Annotated in this window: 12 protein-coding genes; 11 read left to right on the top strand and 1 reads right to left on the bottom strand. The window is 71.7% G+C overall.

Annotated features, from left to right (window positions below; genetic code table 11):
- Nucleotides 1-421 precede the first annotated feature (421 nt).
- The 5 genes from nsdA to ffh all read left to right on the top strand — a co-directional run bounded on the left by nsdA (nucleotide 422) and on the right by ffh (nucleotide 8,126).
- Nucleotides 422-1,936, top strand: coding sequence for a transcriptional repressor NsdA (gene nsdA, locus ACZ6TD_RS15720; RefSeq protein WP_471354494.1), 1,515 nt, complete (start codon nucleotides 422-424; stop codon nucleotides 1,934-1,936).
- A 207-nt stretch (nucleotides 1,937-2,143) separates the two neighbouring features.
- Nucleotides 2,144-3,436, top strand: a complete 1,293-nt coding sequence (locus ACZ6TD_RS15715) for an ammonium transporter (RefSeq protein ID WP_471354492.1) — start codon at nucleotides 2,144-2,146, stop codon at nucleotides 3,434-3,436.
- On the top strand, nucleotides 3,433-3,771 hold the full coding sequence (locus tag ACZ6TD_RS15710; RefSeq protein WP_413806940.1) for a P-II family nitrogen regulator: 339 nt from the start codon (nucleotides 3,433-3,435) through the stop codon (nucleotides 3,769-3,771). The genes ACZ6TD_RS15715 and ACZ6TD_RS15710 overlap by 4 nt, the downstream gene beginning before the upstream one ends.
- A gap of 40 nt (nucleotides 3,772-3,811) precedes the next feature.
- Nucleotides 3,812-6,376 (top strand): [protein-PII] uridylyltransferase, encoded by a 2,565-nt coding sequence (locus ACZ6TD_RS15705; RefSeq protein WP_471354490.1) that lies wholly within the window; start codon nucleotides 3,812-3,814, stop codon nucleotides 6,374-6,376.
- A gap of 202 nt (nucleotides 6,377-6,578) precedes the next feature.
- Entirely contained in the window at nucleotides 6,579-8,126 is a 1,548-nt protein-coding gene (ffh, locus tag ACZ6TD_RS15700) for a signal recognition particle protein (RefSeq protein WP_471354488.1), read from the top strand.
- Nucleotides 8,127-8,212: 86 nt separating this feature from the next.
- Here ffh and ACZ6TD_RS15695 read toward each other — a convergent pair whose 3' ends face one another.
- Nucleotides 8,213-9,115, bottom strand: coding sequence for an SAM-dependent methyltransferase (locus ACZ6TD_RS15695; protein ID WP_471354486.1), 903 nt, complete (start codon nucleotides 9,113-9,115; stop codon nucleotides 8,213-8,215).
- Nucleotides 9,116-9,435: 320 nt separating this feature from the next.
- Here ACZ6TD_RS15695 and proS point away from each other — a divergent pair, with 320 nt between their 5' ends.
- The 6 genes from proS to trmD all read left to right on the top strand — a co-directional run bounded on the left by proS (nucleotide 9,436) and on the right by trmD (nucleotide 13,999).
- Nucleotides 9,436-10,851, top strand: a complete 1,416-nt coding sequence (gene proS / locus ACZ6TD_RS15690; RefSeq protein ID WP_471354484.1) for a proline--tRNA ligase — start codon at nucleotides 9,436-9,438, stop codon at nucleotides 10,849-10,851.
- Nucleotides 10,852-11,044: 193 nt separating this feature from the next.
- Nucleotides 11,045-11,638, top strand: a complete 594-nt coding sequence (locus ACZ6TD_RS15685; RefSeq protein WP_137979763.1) for a hypothetical protein — start codon at nucleotides 11,045-11,047, stop codon at nucleotides 11,636-11,638.
- Between the two features lie 155 nt (nucleotides 11,639-11,793).
- Nucleotides 11,794-12,237, top strand: a complete 444-nt coding sequence (gene rpsP / locus ACZ6TD_RS15680; RefSeq protein WP_037948612.1) for a 30S ribosomal protein S16 — start codon at nucleotides 11,794-11,796, stop codon at nucleotides 12,235-12,237.
- A gap of 2 nt (nucleotides 12,238-12,239) precedes the next feature.
- Nucleotides 12,240-12,479, top strand: a complete 240-nt coding sequence (locus tag ACZ6TD_RS15675) for an RNA-binding protein (protein ID WP_005311361.1) — start codon at nucleotides 12,240-12,242, stop codon at nucleotides 12,477-12,479.
- 81 nt (nucleotides 12,480-12,560) lie between these two features.
- Complete coding sequence (rimM, locus tag ACZ6TD_RS15670; protein WP_471354482.1) at nucleotides 12,561-13,160, top strand: ribosome maturation factor RimM; 600 nt, start codon at nucleotides 12,561-12,563, stop codon at nucleotides 13,158-13,160.
- The gene (gene trmD / locus ACZ6TD_RS15665; RefSeq protein ID WP_470015346.1) at nucleotides 13,157-13,999 is read left to right on the top strand and encodes a tRNA (guanosine(37)-N1)-methyltransferase TrmD; all 843 of its coding nucleotides are present in this window, start codon (nucleotides 13,157-13,159) and stop codon (nucleotides 13,997-13,999) included. The genes rimM and trmD overlap by 4 nt, the downstream gene beginning before the upstream one ends.
- Nucleotides 14,000-14,117: the final 118 nt, after the last annotated feature.

The following is a 14,117-nucleotide window of genomic DNA, read 5'->3' as shown; positions in this document are numbered from 1 at the left end:
GTTACGAGTCGGAGCGTCACGATGACGCTCCGTCGCCGATGAGGTGCGGCGGTGTGCGCTCCGATGTGACGGAGGTGGTGAGACGCGACCCGTGCGCCCCCACGTGCACCCCTTCACCTGTTCCCGTCGCCTCGGTGTCAAGTGAATCGTGGGAAACGGCAACCGGGTTCATTCGAAGGGGTGGCGAATGGTGGCGTTTTCGGGAACCGCCTCGCCGGAGGCGTGATCGTAGGATTACTTTCAGTGCACAGTCCCTGGAAACAGCGCTCGCTCGAACGCGAGCTGACGACGGGCGGAGTACGGATCGGTACATGCCACTGGCATGAGGCGGTTCCCCGTCCGGGCGGTTGATGCGCCGTATCCCGGGGACAACTGACCGTGACAGAAGGCATTCTGGTGGCGGTCCGGGAAGATTCGTGGGATGGGGGCGTTCCGGGTGGGCGACGGCGGCGGCGGTGCTGGGAAGCGCCCCAATGCGCAATTGGGGTCGTGGTTCGTGCGCAGCGGCTGGTCGAAGGGGGAGCTGGCGCGCCAAGTCAACCGCAGGGCACGGCAGTTAGGTGCCCACCACATCAGCACGGACACCTCGCGGGTGCGCCGCTGGCTGGACGGCGAGCAACCCCGCGAGCCGATTCCGCAGATCCTTTCCGAGTTGTTCTCCGAGCGCTTCGGCTGTGTGGTCGGCATCGAGGACCTCGGGCTGCGCGCCGTCCACCGGTCACCGTCCGTGTCCGGGGTGGACCTTCCCTGGGCCGGGCCCGAAACCGTGGCGCTGATCGGCGAGTTCTCCCGCAGCGATCTGATGCTGGCCCGCCGCGGCTTCCTCGGCACCTCGCTCTCGCTGTCCGCGGGCCCCGCCCTCATCGAGCCCATGCAGCGCTGGCTGGTGCCCTCGACGGGCGGACAGCCCGGCGGCGCCCGGGCGGCCGACGGCGGGCGCGCGCGCCGGGTCTCCCGGCTCTCCGAGCCCGAGCTGGAGCTGCTGGAGTCCACCATCGTGATGTTCCGTGCCTGGGACGCCCAGTGCGGGGGCGGGCTGCGCCGCAAGGCGGTGGTCGGCCAACTGCACGAGGTCACCGACCTGCTCCAGGAGCCGCATCCGGACGCGGTCTCCCGGCGGCTGTTCAAGGTCGCGGGCGAGCTCGCCCAGCTGGCCGGGTGGATGAGCTATGACATCGGGCTCCAGCCCACCGCGCAGAAGTACTTCGTGCTCGCGCTCCACGCCGCCAAGGAGTCCGGCGACCGCCCCCTCGGCTCGTACGTCCTCTCCAGCATGAGCCGCCAGATGATCCACGTCGGGCGGCCCGACGACGCGCTGGAGCTGATCCACCTCGCGCAGTACGGCAGCCGGGAGAACGCCACGCCGCGCACCCAGGCCATGCTGTATGCGATGGAGGCCCGTGCCTACGCCAATATGGGCCAGCCCAGCAAGTGCCACCGCGCCGTGAAGATGGCCGAGGACACCTTCGCCGAATGCGCCGGGGGCGACGGCGACCCGGACTGGATCCGCTTCTTCTCCGAGGCCGAGCTCAACGCGGAGAACGCCCACTCCTACCGCGATCTCGCCTATGTGGCCGGCCGCAGCCCCACCTACGCCAAGATGGCCGACCCGGTGATGCGCAAGGCCGTGCGGCTCTTCGGCCAGGAGACCGAGAACGAGTCCGGCCCCCAGCGTTCGTATGCGCTCAACCTGATCGGCATGGCCACCGTCCACCTCCTCCAGAAGCAGCCCGAGCAGGCCGCGGCGGTCGCCCACGAGGCGCTGCCGCTCGCCAAGCGGGTGCGCTCGGAGCGGGTCAACAACCGGCTGCGCAAGACCGTGGACACGGCGGTGCGCCAGTTCGGCGACGTGCCGGAGATCACCGATCTCAGTGAGCGGCTGGCCACTCTCATTCCCGACACCCCCGAGACGACGGGTCCCGGCCAGGCCGTCTGAGCGGCCCCGGCGATGATCGCGACACCGTAACGGAGGGCTCCGGCCCGCCCACCGCGGTTCACCGCCACGTAACACTCCCGCGTCCTTCGTCACTGCCGTGAAACATCGGGCGGCATTGGCTGAAACGGCGCTGCGCCAACCTCGAGGCGAATACCGGCCCACCGATGTCCTGCCCGCACGGGCCGTCGCTTCGAGGAGACGTCCACATTGAATGGCGCAAATACAGCGTTCGTCTTGATCAGCGCTGCGCTCGTGATGCTGATGACCCCTGGCCTGGCCTTCTTCTACGGCGGCATGGTGCGGGTGAAGAGCGCCCTGAACATGCTGATGATGTCCTTCATCTCGCTCGGCGTCGTCTCGCTGCTGTGGGTGCTGTTCGGCTACTCGCTCACCTTCGGCGATGACGTCGGCGGCGGGCTGCTGGGCAATCTCGACCACATCGGCTTCAAGGGCATCGAGCCGACCTCGCTGTGGGGCGAGAAGCCGGACGCGATCCCGGTCCTGGCCTTCGCGCTCTTCCAGCTGATGTTCGCGGTGATCACCCCCGCGCTGATCAGCGGAGCCGTCGCCGACCGCGTCAAGTTCGGCGCCTGGACGCTCTTCATCACCCTGTGGTCCACGGTCGTCTACTTCCCCGTCGCACACTGGGTCTGGCAGGCCGACGGCTGGCTGTTCAAGCAGGAGGTCATCGACTTCGCGGGCGGCACGGCGGTCCACATCAACGCGGGCGCCGCGGGCCTCGCGGTGGCCCTGGTGCTCGGCAAGCGCATCGGCTTCAAGAAGGACCCGATGCGCCCGCACAACCTGCCCCTGGTGATGCTCGGCTCCGGTCTGCTGTGGTTCGGCTGGTTCGGCTTCAACGCCGGCTCCGCCCTCGCCGCCAACGGGACCGCCGCCAACATGGCCTTCAACACCCAGATCGCCACCGGCGTCGCGATGCTCGGCTGGCTCGCCTACGAGCGCATCCGGCACGGCGCGTTCACCACGCTGGGCGCCGCCTCCGGCGCGGTCGCGGGCCTGGTCGCCATCACTCCCTCGGGCGCGGCGGTCGACGCCTGGGGCGCCATCGTGATCGGCCTGGTGGCCGGTGTCGTCTGCTCCTGGGCCGTCAGTCTCAAGTACAAGCTGGGCTTCGACGACTCGCTCGACGTGGTCGGAGTGCACCTGGTCGGCGGCCTCATCGGCACCCTCCTGGTCGGCGTCCTGGCCACCGACGGCGTCGGCGGCATGACCCAGTTGGGCAAGCAGGCCCTCGGCGCCTTCACCGTGCTGGTCTACTCCTTCGCCGTCTCCTGGGTCCTGGCCAAGCTCATCGACGTCACCATCGGCTTCCGGGCCAGTGAGGACGACGAGCTCGGCGGTGTCGACCAGGCGTTCCACGCCGAGACCGCCTACGACTTCAGCGCGGTCGGCGGATCCCCCCGTAGTACGGTGCCCGCCGCGGGCCAGGCCGGCGCGTCCGCGCCGCAGAAGCCGCACAACAAGAAGGTGGACGCGTGAAGCTCATCACCGCAGTAGTGAAGCCGCACCGGCTCGACGAGATCAAGGAGGCGCTGCAGGCGTTCGGCGTCCAGGGTCTGACCGTCACCGAGGCCAGCGGCTACGGCCGTCAGCGCGGCCACACCGAGGTCTACCGGGGCGCCGAGTACACCGTCGACCTGGTGCCCAAGGTGCGCATAGAGGTGCTGGTCGAGGACGAGGACGCCGACGACCTGGTCGACATCGTGGTCAAGGCCGCCCGCACCGGAAAGATCGGGGACGGCAAGGTCTGGAGCGTCCCCGTCGAGACCGCGGTCCGCGTCCGCACCGGGGAGCGCGGCCCGGACGCCCTCTGACCCCTCCGGACCACCAGTGGCACGCGGACAGGGAGCCGAGTTGACGGACAGCCTCGAGACCACGACCCACACCACCGACTCGGGGCCCGGCGGCTACGCGGCGGCGCGGCTGCGACTCCTCCAGGAGGAGTCGCGGTCCGGGCCGCCGCGCCGCGCCGCCCTGGCCGAACTCACCGATCAGTGGCTGGCCGCCCTGCTCACCGGCGGGACGGAGGCCGCCGGGATCGCCCGGGGCGTCGCCCTGGTGGCCGTCGGCGGCTACGGACGCGGCGAACTCTCCCCGCGCAGCGACCTCGATGTGCTGCTGCTGCACGACGGCTCTGCCGACCGTGCCGCCCTCGCCGCGCTCGCCGACCACATCTGGTACCCCGTCTGGGACATGGGCCTCGCCCTCGACCACTCCGTGCGCACCCCCGACGAGGCCCGCGGGACCGCCGCCGAGGATCTGAAGGTCCAGCTCGGCCTGCTCGACGCCCGCCACATCGCGGGCGACGCCGCGCTCACCGCCGATCTGCGCACCGCCGTCCTCGGCGACTGGCGGGCCCAGGCCCCGCGGCGGCTGCCCGAGCTCCACGCCCTGTGCCAGGAGCGCGCCGAGCGCCACGGAGAGCTCCAGTTCCTGCTCGAACCCGATCTGAAGGAGGCCCGCGGCGGGCTCCGGGACGCCACCGCGCTGCGCGCCATCGCCGCCTCCTGGCTCGCCGACGCCCCCCGCGAGGGCCTCGACGACGCGCGGCGGCGGCTGCTGGACGCCCGCGACGCGCTCCATCTGTCCACCGGCCGCGCCACCGACCGCCTCGCGCTCCAGGAGCAGGACCAGGTCGCGGGCGCCCTCGGGCTGCTGGACGCCGACGCCCTGCTGCGCCAGATCTACGAATCCGCCCGGATCATCTCCTACGCCTCCGATGTCACCTGGCGCGAGGTCGAACGGGTGCTGCGCGCCCGCTCATCCGCCCGGCCCCGGCTGCGCGCCCTCCTCGGCGGGCGCGGAGGCGCGGGAAGCGGCGCGGACGCGGGGGAGCGCAGCCCGCTCGCCGAGGGCGTGGTGGAGCAGGACGGCGAGGTGGTGCTGGCCCGCGCCGCGCGCCCCGACCGCGACCCCGTGCTCCCCCTGCGGGCGGCCGCGGCGGCCGCCCAGGCCGGGCTTCCGCTGTCCCCGCACGCCGTGCGGCGGCTGACCGCCGCCGCCCGGCCGCTGCCCGTCCCGTGGCCGCCCGAGGCCAGGGAGCAGCTGATCACGCTGCTGGGCGCGGGCGAGTCCACCGTCGGAGTGTGGGAGGCCCTCGAGGCCGAGGGGCTGGTCACCCGGCTGCTGCCGGACTGGGAGCGGGTGCGCTGCCGTCCGCAGCGCAACCCCGTCCACCGCTGGACCGTGGACCGGCACCTGGTCGAGACCGCGGTCCGGGCCAGCGCCCTCAGCCGCCGGGTCGGCCGCCCCGATCTGCTGCTGGTCGCCGCGCTGCTGCACGACATCGGCAAGGGCTGGCCCGGCGACCACTCGGTGGCCGGGGAGACCATCGCCCGGGACGTCGCCGCCCGTATCGGCTTCGACCGCGCGGACGTCGCGGTCCTCGCCACCCTCGTACGCCACCATCTGCTGCTGGTCGAGACCGCCACCCGCCGCGACCTGGACGACCCGGCCACGGTGCGCTCGGTCGCCGAGGCCGTCGGCAGCGCCACCACCCTGGAACTGCTGCACGCCCTCACCGAGGCCGACGCCCTCGCCACCGGCCCCGCGGCCTGGAGCGCCTGGCGCGGCTCCCTCGTCGCCGACCTGGTCAAACGGGTCTCGGCGGTGCTCGCGGGGGAACCCGCGGACGACTGGTCCACCCCGCAGCAGACCACGGCCGAGCAGGAGCGCCTCGCGGTCGAGGCATGGCGCACCGGCGGTCCGGTGCTGGCCCTGCACGCACGCTCCGAGGCACTGCCGCCGGGCGAAACGGGCCTCCTTACGGATGCCGTCGAAGCGCCGCCGGAGGAGGGGCCCACCGGCCCCGAGCCGATCGGCGTGGAACTCCTCATCGCCGTCCCCGACCAGCCCGGCGTCCTCGCCACGGCGGCGGGCGTCCTGGCCCTGCACCGCCTTACGGTGCGCGCGGCGGACCTGCGTTCCGTCGAGCTGCCGTCGGAGCTGGACGCGGCGGGCGCCGCGGGCGGAGTGCTGCTGCTGAGCTGGCGGGTGGCGGCCGAGTACGGTTCGCTGCCGCAGGCCGCCCGGCTCCGGAACGACCTGCTCCGCGCCCTGGACGGCTCGCTCGACATCGTCGCCCGCCTCGCCGAGCGCGAGGCCGCCTACCGCAAGTACCCCCGCCGCCGCGGGGTGCACGCCCCACCACCCCGGGTCACGGTCGCCCCCGGCAGCTCCCAGCTCGCCACCGTGATCGAGGTCCGCGCCCAGGACGCCCCCGGCCTGCTGCACCGCATCGGCCGCGCCCTGGAGCACGCCGGCGTCGCGGTCCGCAGCGCCCACGTCTCCACCCTCGGCGCCAACGCGGTGGACGCGTTCTATGTCACAGACGACTCCGGCGCCCCCCTGAAACCCATGCACGCGGCCGAGGTGGCACAGAACGTCGAGCGGGCACTGACCAGCCCGCCCGGCGCCTGAGGGGGCGGATCGGTCCCACTTCCCAGCCCCTCCGGCGCTTGAGGAGCGGGGTCCGGGGCGGAGCCCCGGCGGGGGCACGGGGGCGGGGCCCCCGGAACGAGGGTCGCGCCGCACACCAGGGGGCAGACCGTTCGCGCGACGGGCGGATACCCTTGGAGGCCGACCACCGACCCGACATCCGACCGAAGGATTCGCGACCACCGTGTTCGATACCCTCTCCGATCGCCTCGCAGCGACTTTCAAGAACCTCCGGGGCAAGGGACGCCTCAGCGAGGCGGACATCGACGCCACGGCACGCGAGATCCGGATCGCCCTGCTCGAAGCCGACGTGGCGCTGCCGGTCGTCCGGGCGTTCATCAAGCAGGTCAAGGAGCGCAGCCTCGGCGCGGAGGTCTCCCAGGCGCTCAACCCCGCCCAGCAGGTCATCAAGATCGTCAACGAGGAGCTCATCGGCATCCTCGGCGGCGACGCCCGGCGCCTCCGCTTCGCCAAGCAGCCGCCGACCGTGATCATGCTCGCGGGTCTGCAGGGCGCCGGTAAGACCACGCTCGCCGGAAAGCTCGGCCGCTGGCTGAAGACCCAGGGCCACACCCCGCTGCTCGTCGCCTGTGACCTCCAGCGCCCCAACGCCGTCAACCAGCTCTCGGTGGTCGCGGAGCGGGCCGGTGTCGCCGTCTTCGCCCCCGAGCCGGGCAACGGTGTCGGCGACCCGGTGAAGGTGGCGCAGGACTCGATCGAGTTCGCCCGGACCAAGCAGCACGATGTCGTGATCGTCGACACCGCGGGCCGCCTCGGCATCGACGAGGAGCTGATGCGGCAGGCCGCCGACATCCGCGACGCGGTCCGCCCGGATGAGGTCCTCTTCGTCGTCGACGCGATGATCGGCCAGGACGCGGTGAACACCGCGGAGGCGTTCCGCGACGGCGTCGGCTTCGACGGTGTGGTGCTCTCCAAGCTCGACGGCGACGCGCGCGGCGGTGCCGCGCTGTCCATCGCGCACGTCACCGGCCGTCAGATCATGTTCGCCTCCAACGGCGAGAAGCTGGACGACTTCGACGCGTTCCACCCGGACCGCATGGCGTCCCGCATCCTCGGCATGGGCGACATGCTCAGCCTGATCGAGAAGGCCGAGCAGACCTTCAGCCAGCAAGAGGCCGAGAAGATGGCGGCCAAGCTGGCGAAGGGCCCCAAGGAGTTCACGCTCGACGACTTCCTGGCGCAGATGGAGCAGGTCCGCAAGATGGGCTCCATCTCCAAGCTGCTCGGCATGCTGCCGGGCATGGGCCAGATGAAGGACCAGATCAACAACCTGGACGAGCGGGATGTGGACCGCACCGCGGCCATCATCAAGTCGATGACCCCCGGCGAGCGCCAGGACCCCACGATCATCAACGGCTCGCGCCGCGCCCGTATCGCCCGCGGTTCCGGCGTCGAGGTGAGCGCGGTCAAGAACCTGGTGGAGCGGTTCTTCGACGCGCGCAAGATGATGTCGAAGATGGCCCAGGGCGGCATGCCGGGGATGCCCGGGATGCCGGGCATGCCAGGCATGGGCGGCGGCAACAAGCGCAAGGGCAAGCAGCAGAAGAAGGCCAAGGGCAAGCAGCGCTCGGGCAACCCCATGAAGCGCAAGGCCGAGGAGCAGGCCGCCGCGGCGCGCCGCGAACAGGGCGGCGCGTTCGGGCTGCCCAATGGTGACCAGGGCGGTCAGGACTTCGAACTCCCCGACGAGTTCAAGAAGTTCATGGGCTGAGCCGCCCCGGCCCCCGAGCCGTCCCCGTACGAACGAACCGTAAGGCCCCTGCGCACACCGTCAGGGGCCTTATGCGACGGCCCCGTTCAGACGCGGCAGATCAGATAGCGGAAAACGTTCGGCATCCACACCGTGCCGTCCGCCCGCTGATGCGGATGCAGCGCCTCGGTGATCTCCTTACGGACCTGGGTCGGATCCGTGGCCCGCTCCGCCGCGTCGAACAGCCCCGTCGACAGCAGCCCGCGCACCGCGCTGTCGGTGTCGGCGTACCCGAACGGGCAGGCCACCCGCCCCGAGCCGTCGGGCCGCAGGCCCGCCCGCGCGGCCAGCTCCTCCAGGTCGTCGCGGCCGGACGGCCGCCAGCGCGCGGGAGGAGGCACCTCCTGGCGGTAGCCGGGGGCGCACATGGGATCGGCCAGCCGGGCGCCCACTCGCAGCACCCCGGAGGTGGCGCAGCGCTCCGGCGGACCCCATCCGGCGAGCACCACGGCCCCGCCGCGCTCGGTGCCGGCCGCGGCGGCCGCGAGCGTGGACGCGGCGGCGGACACCGTCGCACCGGGCCTTCCCGCGCCCAGGGCCGACAGCGGCTCGAAGGCGGTCACCACCGTGAAGGCCCCGTCCGTCGCGGCCTCCCGCACGCAGGGGCTCTCCGGGCCGCCGAGACCCAGCCGGGCGGGCCGCGCCCGGTCGCCCGGCGCGCCCGCGGCGGTCAGCCGCTCCCGCGCGAGGCCCAGGCGCCGCTCGTCCGTGTCCACCCCGCAGACCGCGGCGCCGCGTGCGGCCGCGATGAGGAGGGCGAGCCCGGAGCCGCAGCCGAGGCCCAGCAGACGCGTCCCGGCGCCGACGTCCAGCCGTTCGTACACGGCCTCGTACAGCGGGACCAGCATCCGCTCCTGGATCTCCGCCCAGTCGCGGGTGCGAGCGTGCGCGTCCGTCGTCCACGACGAGGAGGGGCGCGGGCGGTGCCGCCGTACGAGCGTAGATGTCATCGAAAGGGCCCCAATCAGCGAAGAGCAGTGCCGTCGTCAGATTCGGTGTCACATCCCCCGTTGTGCGTTGTGACGTCCCACCCCCAAATGCCAGGGAACTCCGCATCCGTCCCCGCGTCCAGAGGTTTCACGGCCGTGCTTGCGTGCCCCCTGTGTGCGCCCCCGCACACCTGTGCGTACGCCTCGCTCCCGGAACCGCCCCCCTGACCTCCGGCGGGCCGCCTGAGGGGCGCGGGCGTGGCACGGGCGATGGCCGGCACTGATCGGCTCGTTCTGGCCCGATTCACGGTTCGGTACCCCCGAGCCGTACGATCGGCGCCATGGCCAAGGCTCCCGTGCTCACCCCCCAGGCGGAGGACTTCCCCCGCTGGTACCAGGACGTGATCAACAAGGCCGAACTGGCCGACAACGGCCCGGTGCGCGGCACCATGGTGATCCGACCGTACGGGTACGGGCTGTGGGAGCGGATGCAGCAGGACATGGACGCCCGCATCAAGGCGGTCGGCGTCCAGAACGCGTACTTCCCGCTCTTCATCCCGCAGTCGTATCTGGCCAAGGAGGCCGATCACGTCGAGGGGTTCGCGCCGGAGCTCGCGGTCGTCACCCACGGCGGCGGTAAGGAGCTCGAGGAGCCGGTCGTCGTCCGGCCCACCTCCGAGACGATCGTCAACGAGTACTTCTCCAAGTGGGTGCAGAGCTACCGCGATCTGCCGCTGCTGATCAACCAGTGGGCCAATGTGGTGCGTTGGGAGCTGCGGCCGCGGCTGTTCCTGCGGACGACCGAGTTCCTGTGGCAGGAGGGCCACACCGCGCACGCCTCGCACGAGGACGCCCGGGACTTCGCCGCCCGGATCCACCGCGAGGTCTACGCCCGGTTCATGGAGGACGTCCTGGCGATGGACGTGGTCCTGGGCCGCAAGACCGCCCGGGAGCGGTTCGCCGGCGCCCTCAACACCCTCACCCTCGAAGGGATGATGGGCGACGGCAAGGCGCTCCAGCTGGGCACCAGCCATGAGCTCGGCCAGAACTTCGCCCGTGCCTTCCACACCAGCTATCTGTCCAAGGACGGCGAGCAGGAGCTGGTCTGGCAGACCTCCTGGGGCAGCACGACCCGGATGGTCGGCGCGCTGGTGATGATGCACGGCGACGACAACGGCCTGCGGATCCCGCCGCGGCTGGCCCCGATCCAGGTCGTGGTGCTGGCGATCAAGGGCGACGACGCGGTGCTCGCCAAGGTCCGCGAGATCGGCGAGCTGCTCACCGCGGCGGGCGTGCGGGTCCATGTCGACGACCGTACGGACACCCCCTTCGGCCGGCGCGCGGTCGACTGGGAGCTCAAGGGCGTGCCGGTCCGGGTCGAGGTCGGCCCGCGCGACCTGGAGGGCGGCACCGCGATGGTGGCCAGGCGCATCCCCGGCGGCAAGGAGCCGGTGCGCGCCGAGCTGCTGCCGGAGCTGCTGCCCAAGGTCCTGGAGGAGGACCAGGCGCTGCTGCTGCGGCAGGCCCGTGAGCGCCGTAAGGCGCGCACCACGGACGTGACGACCATGGAGGAGGCCGCCGAGGCGGCGGCCGCGGGCGGCTGGGCCCGCATCCGGTGGGCGGACCTGGGCCCGGAGGGCGAGGCGGCGCTCGCCGAGCGGTCCGTGTCCGTGCGGTGTCTGGTCACCGAGGACGGGGCGGTGCCGGACGCCGACGACGCTCCCGGTAACGTCGCGTTCGTCGCGAGGGCCTACTGACGTCGCGAGAGCTGACGTCGCGAGGGCCTACTGAACCGGTACGTACCGGCTTGGTGCGCGGTGCGTGGCTCATCCATACATTTACGCACCCGCCCCTCGTCGTCGTACATCATCGTGAACTGACTGGTACGTGCAAATTATTTGGGATGCCCCGGAATCGGAACACCGGACCGGTCCCGCTCGTTAGCACGACGTGAGCACGACACCACCTGTTCTCGCCGCAGAGCTGGCGCAGGCGTGGGCCGATATTCAACGGCACCACCCCGAGCTGCCGGATCTCGCCGCGCCCGAATCGCTGATCGGAGAATCGTCGTCCGCATGTGGCGCCGAGCTCTCCTTCGAACGGCTGCTGCATGAGGCAGTGCATGGGATCGCCGCTGCCCGCGGTGTCCGTGACACCTCACGCGCCGGCCGCTACCACAACCGCCGGTTCCTGGCGATCGCCGAGGAGCTGGGGCTGGACCACCCCGAGGAGCCGCATCCCAGTAGCGGCTTCTCGCTGGTCACCCTCAGCCCCGAGGCGAGAAAGCGGTACCGGACGACGATCGACCGCCTCCAGCGCGCGCTCAAGGCGCACACCGTGGCGACCACCGCCGAGACCTCCCGCACCTTCCGCGGGCCTGCCGCGCGGCACGGCTCGTCCGGTGGCGGGGTCCGGGTCAAGGCGGTGTGCGACTGCGGCCGCAATGTCCGCGTCGTCCCGTCGGTGCTGGCCCAGGCGCCGATCGTGTGCGGTGGATGCGGGAAGCCGTTCCGCATTCCGGAGCCGGTGGCCGCGGTCGGCTGACCTGTCACGGTGTGGCAGAATGGTCTGCTGTACTCGACAGCCGACCAGGACCCCTCTCTCCTCCGGCTGACGCGTCCATCGGGCACTCGGGTACCGCAACCCCACGCGGCACGTCGCAGTGCTCAACCACGTCAAGACCAGGAGACACCACTTCCGTGGCAGTCAAGATCAAGCTGAAGCGTCTGGGCAAGATCCGGTCGCCTCACTACCGCATCGTCGTCGCCGACTCCCGTACCCGCCGTGACGGCCGGGCGATCGAGGAGATCGGTCTGTACCACCCGGTGCAGAACCCGTCGCGCATCGAGGTGGACTCGGAGCGTGTGCAGCACTGGCTGAAGGTCGGCGCGCAGCCGACCGAGCCGGTGCTGGCCATCCTGAAGGTCACCGGCGACTGGCAGAAGTTCAAGGGTCTGCCCGCCCCGGCCCCGATGAAGGTCGCCGAGCCGAAGGCCGACAAGCGCGCGCTGTTCGAGGCGGCCGCCAAGGACGCCGGTGACGAGCCGAAGGGTGAGGCGATCACCCCGAAGGCGAAGAAGGCCGACAAGAAGTCGGACGAGGCGGCCGAGTCCGCTGAGTCCACCGCCTCGACCGAGGCCTGAGGATGCTCGAGGAGGCCCTCGAGCACCTGGTGAAGGGCATCGTCGACAACCCCGACGACGTGCAGGTGGCCTCGCGCAACCTGCGGCGCGGGCGGGTGCTGGAGGTCCGGGTGCACCCCGATGACCTCGGCAAGGTGATCGGCCGCAACGGCCGCACCGCACGCGCCCTGCGCACCGTCGTGGGCGCCATCGGCGGCCGTGGGATCCGCGTCGACCTCGTCGACGTCGATCAGGTCCGCTGAGGCGATCAAGAAGAGCACCGGCACGGGCCGGGGAGGGCTTTGGGCCGTCCCCGGCCCGTGTGTGTGAAGGGACATCGCATCGTGCAGTTGGTTGTCGCGCGGATCGGCCGTGCCCATGGCATCAAGGGCGAGGTCACCGTCGAGGTGCGGACGGACGAGCCGGAGCTGCGGCTCGGCCCGGGCGCCGTGCTGGCCACCGAGCCCGCCTCGGCCGGGCCGCTGACCATCGAGTCCGGCCGGGTGCACAGCGGCCGGCTGCTGCTGCGCTTCGAGGGGGTACGCGACCGCAACGCCGCGGAGGCGCTGCGCAACACCCTGCTGATCGCTGAGGTCGACCCGGAGGAACTCCCCGAGGATCCCGAGGAGTTCTATGACCATCAGCTGATCGACCTCGATGTGGTCACCGTGGACGGCACGGAGGTCGGGCGGATCTCCGAGATCTCCCACCTGCCGTACCAGGACCTGCTGGTCGTGAAGCGCCCCGACGGGGGTGAGGTGATGATCCCGTTCGTGTCCGAGGTCGTGCCGGAGATCGATCTGGAGGCGCAGCGTGCCGTGATCGACCCGCCGCCGGGCCTGCTCGACGAGGCGGAGGCGGAGATCGCGGGCAGCCGTAAGGACGAGACCGAGGGCAGCCGTAAGGGCGACACCGCGGGCGGCCGTGAGGATGGGTCGTCATGAGGCTCGACGTCGTCACGATCTTCCCCGAGTACCTGGAGCCGCTGAACGTCTCGCTCGTCGGCAAGGCCCGCGCCCGCGGCCGGCTCGACGTGCGCGTCCACGATCTGCGCGCCTGGACGCACGACCGTCACAACACGGTCGACGACACCCCGTACGGCGGCGGCCCCGGCATGGTGATGAAGCCCGAGCCCTGGGGCGAGGCGCTTGACTCGATCATGGCCTCGGGCGAGGCCGAGGGGCTGGTCAAGCCCACGCTGATCGTGCCGACCCCGAGCGGCCGCCCCTTCACCCAGGCCCTCGCCGTCGAGCTCGCCGAGCGCCCCTGGCTGGTCTTCGCGCCCGCCCGCTACGAGGGCATCGACCGCCGGGTGATCGAGGAGTACGGCGAGCGGCTGGAGGTCCACGAGGTCTCGATCGGCGACTACGTCCTGGCCGGCGGCGAGGCCGCGGTGCTGGTGATCACCGAGGCGGTGGCCCGGCTGCTCCCGGGTGTGCTGGGCAACGCCGAGTCGCACCGCGACGACTCCTTCGCCCCCGGCGCGATGGCCGACCTCCTGGAGGGGCCCGTCTACACCAAGCCCCCCGAGTGGCGCGGCCGCTCCATCCCGGAGGTGCTGATCAGCGGCCACCACGGCAGGATCGCCCGCTGGCGCCGGGACGAGGCGTTCCGCCGCACCAGCGAGAACCGCCCCGATCTGATCGAGCGCTGCGACCCGGCGACGCTCGACAAGCACGACCGCGCGCTCCTGGCCGAGCTGGGCTGGGAGGAACTGCCCGGGACCGGCGGGACGACCGGTGGGGCCCGATTTGGGCGGCCGGACCGGGCCGTGGAAGAATAGGCCGCTGCCGTACGTCCGGGTGTGCGCCCCTGCCACAGGGGGACCGACGCCCACCCGATGAGGGCGGCACTCCGAATCATCATCCGATATTCCGCCGATGACCTGTGGCATCAGCGAG

It is taken from the genome of Streptomyces yongxingensis (assembly GCF_055597465.1).
This window is presented reverse-complemented; position numbering and strand designations above follow the sequence as displayed.

Excerpts from the sequence above, each read along its gene's own strand:
- nsdA (WP_471354494.1), top strand. The coding sequence starts at position 422 with ATGGGGGCGTTCCGGGTGGGCGACGGCGGCGGCGGTGCTGGGAAGCGC.
- ACZ6TD_RS15695 (WP_471354486.1), bottom strand. The coding sequence starts at position 9,115 with ATGACATCTACGCTCGTACGGCGGCACCGCCCGCGCCCCTCCTCGTCG.
- proS (WP_471354484.1), top strand. The coding sequence starts at position 9,436 with ATGGCCAAGGCTCCCGTGCTCACCCCCCAGGCGGAGGACTTCCCCCGC.
- ACZ6TD_RS15675 (WP_005311361.1), top strand. The coding sequence starts at position 12,240 with ATGCTCGAGGAGGCCCTCGAGCACCTGGTGAAGGGCATCGTCGACAAC.
- trmD (WP_470015346.1), top strand. The coding sequence starts at position 13,157 with ATGAGGCTCGACGTCGTCACGATCTTCCCCGAGTACCTGGAGCCGCTG.